Source organism: Tenacibaculum sp., from assembly GCF_048269885.1.
Classification (GTDB): Bacteria; Bacteroidota; Bacteroidia; order Flavobacteriales; family Flavobacteriaceae; genus Polaribacter.
This window is the reverse complement of sequence record NZ_JBLWTZ010000001.1, coordinates 1-14510: the sequence shown is the minus strand read 5'-3', so window position 1 is coordinate 14510 and position 14510 is coordinate 1. Positions and strand designations below refer to the sequence as shown.

Here is a 14510-nt window from a genome sequence, read left to right as displayed (position 1 = left end):
ATTTGTTCCTTGCAAATTTGAATTCTTCGATAATAATTTACATACGTTTGCTATTTTTAGTTGATTTAAACTAAAAAAATAAGAGTATGAGGTATTTACAAATTATGTGTTTTAGTGTGCTTTTAGCATGCATGTCTTGCAATGAGGAAACTGAAAATATTCATCTATCAAATACTGTTGAAAACGATATCGTTAATATTATTGCTTCTAAAAACACTTCTGGTATTGTAACCAACATTCCTATTGTACTACAACCCCAAGAAGTTCATAATATGATGTATATGACTTCTTTTTTAATTGGGCGTACATTAATAGAAAACGAAGATGCAAGGGAATACTTTTACAGGTTATATACTGGAAAGTCTTTAAAAGTTAGCCTTAGAACTTTGTTAGAAAATAATAGAAATGCGTTTGAAATTGCATTTAAGCAACAATATGGTAATTATAATAGGGGAACAGATCCTGAAGGAGAGCCTACACACCCCATATCATCTCCAGAACCAGATCCTTTAGAAAGGGGCTACGACGTTTTAAATGACTATAGTTTGTATTATTATTATATACACAACTCCTATGACTGGGAGGTTTATATTCCTAATAAGTTGATTTTATACAACTATAGTAGTTTTACCAATTATCTTAATGATAAAGATCGTATTATAAATTTATGGTCGCTAAGTACCAACTTATATGATGATGGAGTTTCTTTAACTAGTAGTAATGGTGTTTTTATTCCTTCTAATTTTAACTACTTACAAGAGTTAACTACTTCTTTAATTTTAACCTTAAGAAATAGCAAAGGTTAGTAGATTTTTAAAGTAATTGTGAGAAAAATATTTACATCAGTAATAACAAAATATAAAAACACAACCTTATTCCTTACAAATAACAATCGCTTCAGTTCGTGCTAACTGACTTACAAAATCAAATACATCCATCAATTCCCAAGTAGGAGTGAGGGCCTTTTGTAATTCATCAAAATGTAGGGTTTCTCCTGTATTTAGTTTCTCTATAAGTGTGTTTAACTGTGAGTTGTTGCTAACAATAACCTCATTTCCTCTTGCTATAATGCAAGTTTTCTCTGTGTTTTCTGTATGTATCATCAACGGGAAAATTGTTTTTCCCGTAATTTGAAACGGCGGATTGGGTAAACCTTCTTTGTTTTCAGGTATTGAAGGTTGTAAAACTCCTGCGTTACTTTTTAGTTTCGTTATGTATTTTGTAAGTGTTTTTTGGTATTGCTGTTCCCACGTTTCACGGTTTAATAAGCTATTCCAATCCAATTCATCGGTGTTGATATCTACTGGTGGTAAATATCCTACTTTCGGATTTTTTGGTAACTCTTTTGAGGCTATTTGTGTGGCAATTGTTTTTTCTAAATAGTCTCTCGACGGATTGATATAATCCATTACCACACTCAACGAAAATTCATCGGTTTTGGCAATATGATATACATGATGCGGAATAAACATGGCCGATTTTGCTTTTAACGGATATGTTGTAGATGTTGGTAACATTGCATCTACCTCGTGGAACACCTGAGTATTGTGTTCTATTTGGTTGTATTCTTCAATATCCCAAGTATAAAAATCTTTAGGGTTGGGGCCTAAATGAAACAAAAAACCTTCTTCTCCTTTGGCTTCTTTATGAATTCCGAAAGGGGTAAAACCATAGTTGCCCATAAAAAATAAAAAAGAGAGTCCGCCCAAAGGCATTCCTGCTTTTTCAAGTAGTGGAGCAACAATATGGCACATTCTCTCGGTAAATTCATTGCTAAAGCTTTCTAAACTATTGAAAACAACTCCGAATTTTTGATTTCCGAATAGTTTTACACACCATTGCTCAATGCTTTCATTTTCTTCGGGTCTATTGGCTGCCATTTCTTCAGCAATTCCGTTTTGAAGCTCGTGGTTTATATATACTTTAATGCCTTTATGCAATTCTCCTTTGTCTAAAAACCGATTGATGATGTTTTTTAATTCTTGTTTTAAGAAGGTTAGATCGTCATCAGATAGGAGATTATCTATCGAAGTTGGTTTGGTGAGTTCTTGTGAGTTTTGGTAGAGTTTTTTCCACGTTTCGGAATTTTTCTCGTTGTTCATAGACGGGTTTTAAAGCTTGTATCGTAAAAATAAGAAATTTTCAAGGTCCTTTTTATGCTTTTATTCCTTTATTTTACTCAGTTATACCAGTTCAACCTTCTTATGATTTAAGTGAACCATCAAGAAGCCTTTTAGTTGTGCATTGGATGCTTTTTAGGATGTTTCTGACTATCTTAAATAAGAGCTAGCTCTAATGAACTTTTACGATTTCCTTCTACGATTAAAATGTCAACTCAAAGGCCTTACAAAAGGGTGCGATAAGGTAATTTGTTTGTTGAGAGCGTTCTACTTAAAAATTGCTTTAACATGACCTGTTTTGTACAACAATTGAAAGGCTTGCAATGACGTAACTGATGGTGATTATTTTGTATTTAAGCAGCTACCCGATTCAAAATCTTCTTTGGTAATTAACTTTCCATTCATGGTGTCAGTATCCCAATCTTGTGCAATTAACCAAGTACCATTCTTTTTATTTAATACCACGTGAAACCTACCATACACTATGCGAGATTCTTTATCTTTTTCAGTATATATAACTCGGTAATACCCTACTTCGTAACCTGTATTTTCTTTGTAAGTTCTTTGATTGAAACAAAAATCGATTTGTCGCTTTTTGGTTGTTGGTTTTTGATAAGATACTTCAATTGAGTTTTTGTATTCGGCTCCTGTACGAATTCCATATTTATTTACACGTAAGACTTCATCAGAATGCAAACGATTGAAAGATTTCCAATCTCTGGTTTCAAAAGATTTTTTAAACGGTTTCCATATTTGTTCATTAACCTCTTTTTCTATTTCTTGCTTATGTTGTGAAAAGCTCAGCGTTACCGAAACTAAAAAAATTAAAATAGTATATACCGTTTTCATTTTTTGATAAGATTAAAAATTCGTTTGTTAACAAGTTAATCATTTTTCAAGAGTAAAACTATTTTAAATTTTATTGATTCTTTTTTAAAACTTTATAAATATTGTTTATTCTTTTATTTTTTTCTCTATCTTTTTTATTGAAACCCGTATAATCGCTATTTTAAAGGATTAAAAGCAGCTTCCATAAGTATTTGTATTAGTTAAAAATAAAAACTCTTTAAAACAGATAAAAAAACACTGTTTTTTATTAATAGATTTTATGTGTTTTTTAATTACAATAAAAAAAAATAATACTTTGTTTTTGGTTAGAATTGTTAACTTTCGGCGGTATTTATATGACTTTATTTAAATTTTACTTCTAAAAATAAATACTACTTACTTTCAATCATAAAAAACAAAAAATTATGTCAATATCAGATTTATATTCAAGCGGAAAACACAAACAAGAAATAGGGCACTTTGCTAGTGTGGTAAAAATTGCTGAAACTGATGGAATTATTTCAGAAGGAGAACAGTTGTTATTAGACCGAGCTGCTAAAAAATTAAACATTAGTGAAGAAGAGTACAAACTTATTTTAAAAAATCCAGAAAAGTTTCCAATAAATGCTCCTGTTAGTTATGATGAGCGTATTGAACGTTTGTTTCTTTTAACCAAGATGATTTTTGCAGATGAAGATGTAGCCAAAGAAGAAGTGGGGATACTTCGTAAGATTGCTATTGCTTTACACTTCTCTACAGAAAATGCTGAAAAAGTTTGTGATGAAGCCGTTCATTTAATTTTAAACAATAACGACTTGGATGATTTTACCGCAGCTATTAAAAAAGTAAATGCCAATTAACTTAATTATACTAAAAACTTATTAAACCAGTTATTACTCTAAACACTATTCTCCCGATGAAACATAAAATCTTATTCATAGCAATCTTTACTTGTTTAACAACTTCCGTTTTTTCACAAAATTTAAACGACTCTTGGCAAATAGGTGTAGGTTTTGGAATAACTAAATTTAACGAAAGTGATGCTGCTTATATTGGTGATCAATACTTGTTTCAAGTTCCTACATTGAGTTTAACCATGCCTATAGGTGATCGCTTTTCTTTAGACGGTGCCATGTCGTTTAATACTATTGATGATGTTGGGTTTATTTCTAATTCTGCTAAGTATTTCTCTATGGATGCTTCATTTCGTTATAATTTTAATGCCGTATTTAATAAGCTAGCTCCTTATGTTTTTGTAGGGGGTAGTTTGGTTGATTCTGAACGTAAAATGACTCCTACATTAAATATTGGAGGTGGTGGAATTTACTGGGTTAGTGATAAAGTAGGTATTAATCCTCAACTATACTACAAACATTCTTTTGAGGGATATGAAAGTATGCGTTCACATATTCAAGGAACATTGGGTGTTGTATTTAAGTTAAACTGGAATAACGGTAGTGCTAATAGTGGTCGTAATGCTGCCAAACATTTAGGAGGTTGTATGTTTTAAACCGCTATTTAATATATAAAAAAAGCCGCTTAAATAGCGGCTTTTTTATTTTTATGATAGTTCGTTTATCGCGTTTTGTATTCTAGTAATCGTGGTTTGCTTACCTATCATTGTCATAATATCAAACAAATCTGGGCCCGCTAGCTTTCCTACCAAACTTAAACGTAGGGGTTGCATTACTTTACCAAAGCCTATTTCTTTTGAGGTAATCCAGCCTTTAATTTCAGTCTGTGCATTTTCAACTGAAAAATCTTCAATTTTAGAAATCACTTGAATGAGTTCTTGCATTAATTCACTTGTAGTGTCTTTCCATTGCTTTTTAACCGCTTTCGCTTCGTATTCTGAAGGGTTTTCAAAGAAAAAGCTAGATAACTCCCAAAAATCAGCGACAAACGTCGCACGCTCTTTTATTAAAGAAACTACTTTTTTTACGCAATCTTTATCTGCCGTTATTCCCTTTTTCTTAAGAATTGGTAAAAACAACGCTGTAAGTTCTTCGTTGTCCTTTTGTTGTAAATACTGTTGATTAAACCAGTTGGTTTTATCTGGATTAAACTTCGCTCCTGATTTACTCACACGCGCTAAATCGAACGCTTCTGTTAATTCTTCTAAACTAAAAATTTCTTGTTCTGTTCCTGGATTCCATCCTAAGAATGCTAACATATTGATAAATGCATCAGCAAAGTATCCGTCTTCTTTGTATCCACGTGAAACATCTCCTGTTTGTTCGTTGGTATATGCTAACGGAAATACTGGAAAACCAAGTTTATCACCATCGCGCTTACTTAATTTTCCTTTTCCTACTGGTTTTAAAATTAATGGTAAGTGTGCAAATTTAGGTGCTTTCCATTCAAATGCTCGATATAATAATTCATGGAGTGGAAGAGAAGGTAACCACTCTTCTCCACGAATTACATGTGAAATTTCCATTAAATGGTCATCTACAATATTTGCTAGGTGATACGTTGGCATACCGTCAGATTTAAACAATACTTTATCGTCTAAGGTGTTTGTTTCTACTTTTATGGTACCGCGGATTTCATCTTGTAAAATCAACGTTTCATCTTGTGGCGTTTTAAAACGAATCACAAATTTTTCTCCTGCATTAATCTTAGCTGTAACTTCATCAGCAGAAAGAGCCAAGGAATTGTTTAATTTTTGACGATTATGCCAATTGTAGATAAAGGTTTTTCCTTTTTCTTCGTGATCTTTACGATGTGCATCTAGTTCTTCAGCTGTATCAAAAGCATAATATGCCCAACCAGTTTCAATTAGTTGATCTGCGTATTTTTTATACAAATCTTTACGTTCTGACTGACGGTAAGGTCCGAATTTTTCGTTTTTACCTGGACCTTCATCAAATGGAATAGTACACCACTCTAACGAATTGATGATATATTGTTCTGCATTGGCTACATAACGGGTTTGATCTGTATCTTCTATACGTAAAACAAAGGTTCCGTTATGTTTTTTAGCAAATAAATAATTGAATAAAGCAGTTCTTACACCACCTATGTGTAAAGGTCCTGTCGGACTCGGAGCAAAGCGTACTCTTACGTTCTCAGTCATTTTTTTATTGATTTGAAAGCGCAAAGATAGTTGTATGTTAATAGAAAAGAAAAAGGAGGAAAGAGAAAAAAGAAAAAAAGCGAGTTAAACTCGCTTTTTTAACTGTTATTTATATTGATAGGCTTTATAGAAAGTAATATAACGTTTCTTGAACAATCTTGGTCGTACTGACTCCTCATAAGTCCAAAACGACCCTGTTTAGTTAATGCCTAGATTTAAATTTGAAATACTGCCTAAGAACTGTATCGTTTTTAAAATTAATACGAGCAATTTGAATTGAATTTTAAAAGCCCATACTTTTGTCTTAAAATAAGTAAGAGGTCTTTTACTTTCTAAAATTTATGATACAATCCGAAACTCAATGCTGGGGCTTTGGCCACATTTCTTCCCGAAAAAGCACCTCCAAACCCAACATTAGCTCCAAAAGATTTATTGAACTCTCCTATAAGTTTTAATCCAAAAGCAGCATAGCTTTGATTGTTTACATACAAGCCTGTAGCTAGGTTTTCTTGAGGCAATACTACATCACCATTTTTTAAAGAGGCAACACCGTCTAAAAAGCCTGCTACCCACAACCAATTTAGAGCTTTGTAACCTATTTCTCCTCCTAATTTATAGTTAGAACTATAGTTATTTGTTCTAATATCAAATCCTGTAAATGCTTGTATATACCATGAATCAAAACCTCTTCCTGTTAAAAATAACGGTGTGAATGTCCACGCATCATAACCACTTCGTATTCCTGAATTTTCTTGATAACTGCTTGTATTCGCTTCAATAGAAAGTTGTCCTGATAACAACCATTTATTATTAGAAAAGTTGTGTTTTATTCCTAATTGAATATTTCCTAATAAAGTTTCAGAAGCTTCATCAATAGTAAAAGAAGGAAAAATAACAGACATATCTTCGGTAAAATCGCCCGTTTTTATCATTTTTAACGGAATGGTAGCAAAGAATGTTGTTTTGTCTGTTACTCCATATTCTCCGTATAGTTGTAATGTATTATCGGTTATTTCTCGTTGGGGTTTATAATCTGGATTCCCATAAATTTTATCATAACTTCCAATAGTAGTAAAAGAAGCTTGAAGATATCCTTCATTTTTATTTTTTGTCCACGGACTTTGAGAAAAAGCATTAAATGTAATTAAAAACAATGCTGGTAAAACTAGTTGTTTCATACTAAAATATTTTTTGTATTAGTTTGCAAAAGCTTAGATTCCTTACAAAAGACATATTATTTAGCATTTTTTTATTACTCTTTAAAAAAGCAGTATTTAAGTAAATACTGCTCTGTGATATTCGTTTTTAACTTATACAACATAAATCGTTTTGTATAATTCCAACACAACTTACACCTGTAGGGGTATCAAATGCACATGGATTTCCTTCGCCACGACCAACATACCCACTTCCTCCTGGGTAACTTTCATGACATCCTGTAATATCACATTCGTTCGTTCCAGAAAAGAAACCTCCGTTAATGTTTTGTTGCGCTACTTTATTTAGTAGTGTTCCTAAATTTGAAATGTTTTGTAACATTGTTAATGTTTTTAAAATTAGCACTAGCAATTTAATTCAACTTTAAATACTCATTGTCTTTTTTACCTTATAAAAGGTATGGTAAATCCTTATTTTTTCACCTTGCATAGGTTATATAAAGTAGTTTATTAATGAAATAGAAGTGTTTAAATAAATCTTTAACTAAGATTTTCTCATAAAACATGTATTTTTATACTTAGATATGGGAAATTTTAATAAAATACAGCAAAAACTAAAGCAGTTTAGTAAGAGGTTTTACACAAATGAATTGATAAAAGGAAGCATTTTGTTTGTTTCGTTAGGATTAATTTATTTGCTCTTCACGCTGTTTGTTGAATACTTTTTATGGTTACAACCAACGGCTAGAACTATTTTATTTTGGTTATTTATTGCGGTAGAAGTATTCTTATTTTTTCGTTTTATTTGTTTTCCTATTTTTAAAATTGCAGGCTTACAAAAAGGTATTTCTTTTGAAGAGGCTTCTAAAATCATCGGAAATCACTTTCCTGAAGTAAAAGACAAATTATTAAATGTTTTACAATTAGAACAAAACAATCAGCAATCGGATTTATTAGTTGCCAGTATTGAGCAAAAATCGAAAGAATTGCAGCCAGTTTCTTTTAACAGAGCTATTGATTTTCGTGCAAATAAAGCATATTTAAAATACGCCTTGATTCCTGTGCTTATTTGGGGAATTTCTATGCTCACAGGTACCTCTTCTAAACTCTCTCAAAGTTTTAATCGCGTAGTAAATTATTCGGTAGCGTATACTCCTCCAGCTCCCTTTTATTTTAATTTAACAGCAAAAGATTTACGTGTTATTAAAGGAAAAGACATAACGGTGTACATACAAACCGAAGGGGAGGTGATACCACAGGAAACCAAAATTCATTTTAACAATCAGCAATACTTTATGGAAAATGAAGGAAATGGTTTGTTTTCATATACGTTTTCTGAAGTTCAACATCCCATCTTATTTTATGCAAGTGCCAACGGAATTGAATCTAATGAGTATAGTATAACAATTATTAAAACTCCTTCCATTCAAAATATCTCATTAAACCTAACCTATCCGTCATATATAGGCAAAGCTTCTGAAAGAATTAACAACACAGGAAACTTAAATGTTCCACAAGGAACAATTATAAAATGGGACGTAAAAACTTCTGAAACCGATACAGTTACCTTTATAGAAAAAGAAAAAAGAACAATTTTTAAACAAAAAGAAAACAATGAATTTGAGTTTACGAAACGTGTACTAAACACTACGAATTATCAAATTACAACATCTAACAAAAACCTAATAGATTACGAACAATTGCAATTTTCTATAAGTGTTACTAAAGATGAATATCCAACTATTAATGTAAATTCAAATATTGATAGTATTGCAAGAGGAAATGCACAGTTTGTAGGTCAAATTGCTGATGATTATGGTTTTAAGAGGTTAGAATTGATTTATTACGATAAAAACAACAATCAAAATACTGACAATCAATTAATTAACATAACTAAAGAAAACATTCAAACCTTTTATTTTGAATTTCCTGGAAATTTAGATTTAAAAGAGGGAATAGACTATGAAATGTACTTTCAAGTATATGATAATGATGTTGTAAATGGTAGTAAAAAAGCCATGAGTAAAAAGTTTAGCTACCGACAAAAAACAGAAGATGAAATAGAAGAAGAGCTATTACAAGAACAAAAAAACTACATAGAAAACATAACTAACTCACTAGATCAACAACAAAAAAGTAAGAAAGATTTAGAGAAAATTCAGTTTGATTTACAAAACAAAAAGAATATCAACTGGAACGATCAAAAGAAAATTCAGAATTTAATAAAGCGTCAAGAGCAATACAAGCAAATGATGCAACGTCAGACACAAAAATTACAAGAGAATTTTTCTGAAAAGAAAGAGGAAAATGAAAGTCTTGAGCAGAAAAAAGAAAACCTTAAAAAGCGTATTGAAGAACTTAAGAAGTTAGAAAAGCAACAAAAATTATTAGATGAATTACACCAACTAGCAGATAAACTTAAGAAAGAAGATTTAATTAAAAAGACAAAAGAACTGGCTGAACAAAACAAACAACAGGAACGTAGTTTGGAACGTATTTTAGAAATGACTAAACGCTTTTATGTAGAACAAAAGATGAATCAATTAGCAACTAAACTCGATGATTTATCAAAAAAACAAGAGGAGTTAAGTAACAAAGAAGCTAGTAAAGAAGAACAGCAACAAATTAATGAAGAGTTTCAAAAAGCAAAGAAAGAGTTAGATGATTTAGAAAAAGATAATCAAGCTTTAAAACGCCCCATGGAAATGCCTTCTATGGAAGATTTAGAAAAACAAACTCAAGAAGAACTCAAGAAAGCTGAAGAAAATTTAGATAAGAATAACGCTTCTGAAACAAAGAAAAATCAAAAAGAGGCTGCTAAAAAAATGCAGCAAATGAGTCAGAAGATGCAACAATCAATGCAATCAATGAGTGCAGAAATGGAAGAAGAAAATATGGAAGGTTTACGTCAAATATTAGAAAACCTTATTACTTTTTCATTTGATCAGGAAGCTTTGATGGATGAGTTTTCTTCCGCTAATTCATCACATCCAAACTTTGGTAAAAACCTTCAAAAACAACACCAGCTTAAAACCTATTTTGAACATATTGATGATAGTTTATTTGTACTTTCAATGCGAGTTCCTAGTATTTCATCAACGATTCAAGATCACCTAGCACAAGCGCATTATAATTTAGATCAATCTTTAGAAAATTTTGCAGATAATTATTTTCAAAATGGAATTTCTAATCAACAGTATGTAATGACTTCAGCAAATACATTAGCAGATATGTTGAGTAATACTTTAGACGCTATGCAAAATCCTAAACCTGGAAATGGAAAAGGGAAGGGGAAAGGTAAATCGTTTAGCTTGCCAGACATCATTCAAAAGCAAAATGAATTAATGGAGAAGATGAAACAAGGTATGCAAAAGAAAAATCAAGGAAGCCCAAAAGATGGAAAAAATAAAGGTGATAAAGAGGGACAAAACGGGGAACAAAATGATGATTTAGATGGTGAATTATATCAAATTTACAAAGAGCAATCTCTATTAAGAGAACAATTAGAAAATGCTATTAAAGAAGGAAACGGTGCTAATAAAGAAGCGAAGAAAGCATTAAAGAAGATGGAAGAGCTAGAAAATGAGATTTTAGAAAAAGGATTTAGGCAAGAGAGCCTTAATAGAATGCAGCAGCTACACTACGAGTTACTTAAATTAGACAAGGCTACATTCGAACAAAATAGAGAAAAACAACGTAAATCGAACACCAATTTACAAGAGTTTAATAACAATACAACTAAGGAATTGAAGTTTAAAAAGTTGTTTTATAACCAAACTGAGATATTAAACAGACAATCACTACCTTTGCGCCAAAATTACAAAAAGAAGGTGCAAGAGTACTTTAGCCTTCCGAAGGATAAGAAATAGCCTATTAAAAAGCCTTTAAATTATATTAAATACTGTTGCTTTTTAATTGAGTTAAAGAAATAATAACAATAGTATTTGATATAAAGAAATGATTGCATTTAATTACGAAACCGAGTTTCAATTAAACAATGAAGAAAACACTTCTAAATGGATACAAGAATGTATAGAAAGAGAAGGTTTTGAATTGGGAGAAATCAACTATATTTTTTGTGATGACGCTTATTTACATAAAATAAATATAGAGTTTTTACAACACGATACCTTAACAGATATTATCAGTTTTGATTACACATTAGGTAAGTTAGTTGGGGGTGATATTTTTATTTCAGTAGAAAGAGTAGAAGAGAATGCAAAGGAGTTTGATACTTCGTTTGAAAATGAATTACATCGCGTAATAATTCATGGTATTTTACATTATATGAAATACAAAGATAAGACTGATGAAGAGAAGCAAATTATGCGCTCTAAAGAAAATGAATGTTTAGAAATTTTAGATAAAAAATAAAAGAGTTCCACGTGGAACTGATTATAAAAAATGAGTTTATTTAATACAACATACGATGTAATTGTAGTAGGAGGTGGACATGCTGGTAGCGAAGCAGCAGCAGCTAGTGCAAACATGGGAGCACACACTTTGTTACTTACAATGAACTTACAAAACATTGCTCAAATGAGTTGTAATCCTGCTATGGGTGGAATTGCAAAAGGGCAAATAGTTCGTGAAATTGATGCGCTTGGGGGGTATAGCGGTATTGTAACTGACAAGACTGCAATTCAGTTTAAAATGCTAAATAAATCTAAAGGGCCTGCTATGTGGAGTCCAAGAGCTCAATCAGACAGAATGCAATTTGCCGAATGCTGGAGAACCATGTTAGAGCAAACTGAGAACTTAGATTTTTATCAAGATTCTGTGAATGGGTTAGTGTTTGAAGGTGATAAAATTACAGGAGTAAAAACAGCTCTAGGTTTAGAAATAAAAGCCAAAACAGTAATTGTAACCGCGGGTACTTTTTTAAATGGATTGATTCATATAGGTGAAAAAACATTTGGTGGAGGTAGAGCAGGAGAAGGAGCTTCAACAGGTATTACTGAAGATTTAGTTGCCAAAGGTTTTGAAGCTGGTAGAATGAAAACAGGAACCCCTCCTCGTGTTGATGGTCGTTCATTAGATTATTCTAAAATGACTGAACAACCTGGTGACGATACTCCAGAAAAATTCTCTTATTTACCCCTAACAAAACCGTTGGCAAAACAACGCTCTTGTTACCTCACTTACACCAATCCAGAAGTACACGATTTACTTCGAGAGGGATTTGAGCGTTCCCCTATGTTTAATGGTAGAATTAAATCTACAGGACCACGTTATTGTCCATCTGTAGAAGATAAGATTAATCGTTTTGCAGAGAAAGAACGTCATCAAATTTTTGTCGAACCTGAAGGATGGAATACCGTAGAAATTTATGTAAATGGATTTTCTACATCGCTTCCAGAAGACATTCAAGACAGAGCCATACGTTCGATTCCTGGATTTGAAAACGTAAAATTTTTCAGGTACGGTTATGCTATTGAATACGATTATTTTCCACCTACACAATTAAAACACAACTTAGAAACTAAGTTAATTAATAACTTATTTTTTGCTGGTCAAATTAACGGTACAACAGGTTATGAAGAAGCAGCGGCTCAAGGTTTAATGGCAGGTGTGAATGCAGCTTTAAAAACCCAAAATAAAGAACCATTTATCTTAAAAAGAAGTGAAGCTTATATTGGAGTTTTAATTGATGATTTAATTACTAAGGGGACAGAAGAACCGTATCGAATGTTTACTTCTCGTGCTGAGTATAGAACATTATTAAGACAAGATAATGCCGATTTGCGTTTAACAGAAAAAGCTTATAAATTAGGATTGGCTTCTCAAGAAAGAATGAATAGAGTAGAAGAGAAGAGAAATAAAACTAAAAACTTAATCGATTATATAAAAGGATTAAGCGTAAGCAAAGAAGAAATCAATCCTATTTTAGAAAGTAAAAATTTAGCAACAATTAACCAATCTATGAAATTGTATAAAATTGCTGCTAGGCCTCAATTAACGTTTTCTGATTTTAGATCTATTGATAAACTTGAAAACTATATTCAAGAAAACAAAATTGATAATGAAATAATAGAGCAAGTTGAAATCCACTTAAAATATTCGGGTTACATTGAAAAAGAAAAAAACAATGCTGATAAATTAAACAGGTTAGAAAACGTGCCTATTCCCGCTACTTTTGATTATAGTAAAGTAAAATCTTTATCCTTTGAGGCGAGAGAAAAACTATCTAAAATACAACCTACAACCATCTCACAAGCAAGTAGAATAAGTGGAGTATCGCCAAGCGATATATCGGTTTTACTGGTTTACATGGGTAGATAATTTTTAATTTAGATTTACAAAAAATAAAATGTTCCATGTGGAACGTTTTATTTTTTTATGTATAATTGTTCAAACAAAACTGATGTTCCTTGTGGAACATTCAACACAATTTATTAATTTGATTACAGATAAAGAGTTCTATAAGAACTTAAAACCTTTTTTAAACTGTATTGATCATACGGTATCGAAAGAGAGTTATGAGGTAATGATAAATGAAGATTACGACATGCTAGTAACTTCACCTGTACCTAATAACTTAGAAAAATATTATGCAAGTGAAGAATATATTTCACATACAGATAGTAAAATCACTCTTTTTGATAAAACATATCAATTTGTAAAAAACTACACCTTAAAAAAGAAACTAAAATTGATTAATTCTTTTAAAACAGAAAATAAATCAATTTTAGATGTTGGTGCCGGTACTGGCGATTTTTTAAAAATATGTGAAAACGGAGGCTGGAATATTACAGGTGTTGAACCTTCAGAAAAAGCAAGGGCTGTTGCTAAGAATAAAAAGATATATCTTTTAGAAGATATTCTAAAATTAGAAAATGAGCAATTTGATGTTATTACACTTTGGCATGTATTAGAACACATTCCTAATTTAACAGCATACGTACAACAATTAAAATCGCTTTTAAAACCAAAAGGAGTGTTAATTATTGCCGTTCCTAATTATAAAAGTTTCGATGCTAAACATTACAAAGAATTTTGGGCTGCTTATGATGTTCCAAGACATTTATGGCATTTTTCAAAAACAGCCATGTCAAAACTATTTTCTTTGGTTGAAATGAAGGTAGAAAAAATACTTCCTATGAAATTTGATTCTTTTTATGTTTCCCTACTATCTGAAAAATACAAGACAAAAAAAGCAAGACCTATACATGCTTTTTTTACGGGATTAAAGTCAAATATAAAAGCAAATCGTTCAGGTGAATATTCTTCTTTAATATTTATCTTAAAAAACAGCTAAAACTTAATTTAAAGCTATTTTAACGCTTTAAAAATAGTAAACCATATAAATACCTTACTAAAATATAA

The 14510-nt window shown here is 31.3% G+C and carries 12 protein-coding genes; 7 read left to right on the top strand and 5 right to left on the bottom strand.

All coding sequences use genetic code 11. The annotated features are described in order from the left end of the window. Positions 1-86: 86 nt before the first annotated feature. Entirely contained in the window at positions 87-806 is a 720-nt protein-coding gene (locus ACN0WY_RS00060; RefSeq protein ID WP_417799152.1) for a hypothetical protein, read from the top strand. A gap of 66 nt (positions 807-872) precedes the next feature. On the opposite strand, the gene ACN0WY_RS00055 is transcribed toward ACN0WY_RS00060, so the two are convergent. Continuing rightward, entirely contained in the window at positions 873-2102 is a 1230-nt protein-coding gene (locus ACN0WY_RS00055; protein ID WP_417799151.1) for an RNA methylase, read from the bottom strand. Positions 2103-2462: 360 nt separating this feature from the next. Beyond that, positions 2463-2969, bottom strand: coding sequence for a nuclear transport factor 2 family protein (locus ACN0WY_RS00050; protein ID WP_330487692.1), 507 nt, complete (start codon positions 2967-2969; stop codon positions 2463-2465). Between the two features lie 404 nt (positions 2970-3373). Between ACN0WY_RS00050 and ACN0WY_RS00045 the strand changes: the two genes are divergently transcribed. Continuing rightward, complete coding sequence (locus ACN0WY_RS00045; RefSeq protein WP_330487693.1) at positions 3374-3808, top strand: TerB family tellurite resistance protein; 435 nt, start codon at positions 3374-3376, stop codon at positions 3806-3808. Between the two features lie 56 nt (positions 3809-3864). Beyond that, positions 3865-4458, top strand: a complete 594-nt coding sequence (locus ACN0WY_RS00040) for a hypothetical protein (protein WP_330487694.1) — start codon at positions 3865-3867, stop codon at positions 4456-4458. Between the two features lie 51 nt (positions 4459-4509). Here the strand turns inward: ACN0WY_RS00040 and gltX are convergent, their stop codons facing one another. The 3 genes from gltX to ACN0WY_RS00025 all read right to left on the bottom strand — a co-directional run bounded on the left by gltX (position 4510) and on the right by ACN0WY_RS00025 (position 7566). Then, the gene (gene gltX, locus ACN0WY_RS00035) at positions 4510-6027 is read right to left on the bottom strand and encodes a glutamate--tRNA ligase (RefSeq protein ID WP_330487695.1); all 1518 of its coding nucleotides are present in this window, start codon (positions 6025-6027) and stop codon (positions 4510-4512) included. Positions 6028-6359: 332 nt separating this feature from the next. Then, positions 6360-7205, bottom strand: a complete 846-nt coding sequence (locus ACN0WY_RS00030; protein ID WP_417799150.1) for a hypothetical protein — start codon at positions 7203-7205, stop codon at positions 6360-6362. Positions 7206-7332: 127 nt separating this feature from the next. Then, positions 7333-7566 carry a hypothetical protein gene (locus ACN0WY_RS00025; RefSeq protein ID WP_330487697.1) on the bottom strand — a complete coding sequence of 78 codons (234 nt, stop codon included), beginning with the start codon at positions 7564-7566 and terminating at the stop codon, positions 7333-7335. Between the two features lie 202 nt (positions 7567-7768). On the opposite strand from ACN0WY_RS00025, the gene ACN0WY_RS00020 reads away from it, so the two are divergent. The 4 genes from ACN0WY_RS00020 to ACN0WY_RS00005 all read left to right on the top strand — a co-directional run bounded on the left by ACN0WY_RS00020 (position 7769) and on the right by ACN0WY_RS00005 (position 14442). Further along, entirely contained in the window at positions 7769-11053 is a 3285-nt protein-coding gene (locus tag ACN0WY_RS00020) for a DUF4175 family protein (protein WP_417799149.1), read from the top strand. Between the two features lie 88 nt (positions 11054-11141). Then, positions 11142-11558 carry an rRNA maturation RNase YbeY gene (ybeY, locus tag ACN0WY_RS00015; protein ID WP_330487699.1) on the top strand — a complete coding sequence of 139 codons (417 nt, stop codon included), beginning with the start codon at positions 11142-11144 and terminating at the stop codon, positions 11556-11558. Positions 11559-11588: 30 nt separating this feature from the next. Next, the gene (gene mnmG / locus ACN0WY_RS00010) at positions 11589-13466 is read left to right on the top strand and encodes a tRNA uridine-5-carboxymethylaminomethyl(34) synthesis enzyme MnmG (protein WP_417799148.1); all 1878 of its coding nucleotides are present in this window, start codon (positions 11589-11591) and stop codon (positions 13464-13466) included. A gap of 91 nt (positions 13467-13557) precedes the next feature. After that, positions 13558-14442 (top strand): class I SAM-dependent methyltransferase, encoded by an 885-nt coding sequence (locus ACN0WY_RS00005; RefSeq protein ID WP_417799147.1) that lies wholly within the window; start codon positions 13558-13560, stop codon positions 14440-14442. The last annotated feature ends 68 nt before the right edge of the window (positions 14443-14510 follow it).

Excerpts from the sequence above, each read along its gene's own strand:
- ACN0WY_RS00020 (WP_417799149.1), top strand. The coding sequence starts at position 7,769 with ATGGGAAATTTTAATAAAATACAGCAAAAACTAAAGCAGTTTAGTAAG.
- gltX (WP_330487695.1), bottom strand. The coding sequence starts at position 6,027 with ATGACTGAGAACGTAAGAGTACGCTTTGCTCCGAGTCCGACAGGACCT.
- ACN0WY_RS00030 (WP_417799150.1), bottom strand. The coding sequence starts at position 7,205 with ATGAAACAACTAGTTTTACCAGCATTGTTTTTAATTACATTTAATGCT.
- ybeY (WP_330487699.1), top strand. The coding sequence starts at position 11,142 with ATGATTGCATTTAATTACGAAACCGAGTTTCAATTAAACAATGAAGAA.
- ACN0WY_RS00050 (WP_330487692.1), bottom strand. The coding sequence starts at position 2,969 with ATGAAAACGGTATATACTATTTTAATTTTTTTAGTTTCGGTAACGCTG.
- ACN0WY_RS00060 (WP_417799152.1), top strand. The coding sequence starts at position 87 with ATGAGGTATTTACAAATTATGTGTTTTAGTGTGCTTTTAGCATGCATG.
- ACN0WY_RS00055 (WP_417799151.1), bottom strand. The coding sequence starts at position 2,102 with ATGAACAACGAGAAAAATTCCGAAACGTGGAAAAAACTCTACCAAAAC.
- mnmG (WP_417799148.1), top strand. The coding sequence starts at position 11,589 with ATGAGTTTATTTAATACAACATACGATGTAATTGTAGTAGGAGGTGGA.
- ACN0WY_RS00040 (WP_330487694.1), top strand. The coding sequence starts at position 3,865 with ATGAAACATAAAATCTTATTCATAGCAATCTTTACTTGTTTAACAACT.
- ACN0WY_RS00045 (WP_330487693.1), top strand. The coding sequence starts at position 3,374 with ATGTCAATATCAGATTTATATTCAAGCGGAAAACACAAACAAGAAATA.
- ACN0WY_RS00025 (WP_330487697.1), bottom strand. The coding sequence starts at position 7,566 with ATGTTACAAAACATTTCAAATTTAGGAACACTACTAAATAAAGTAGCG.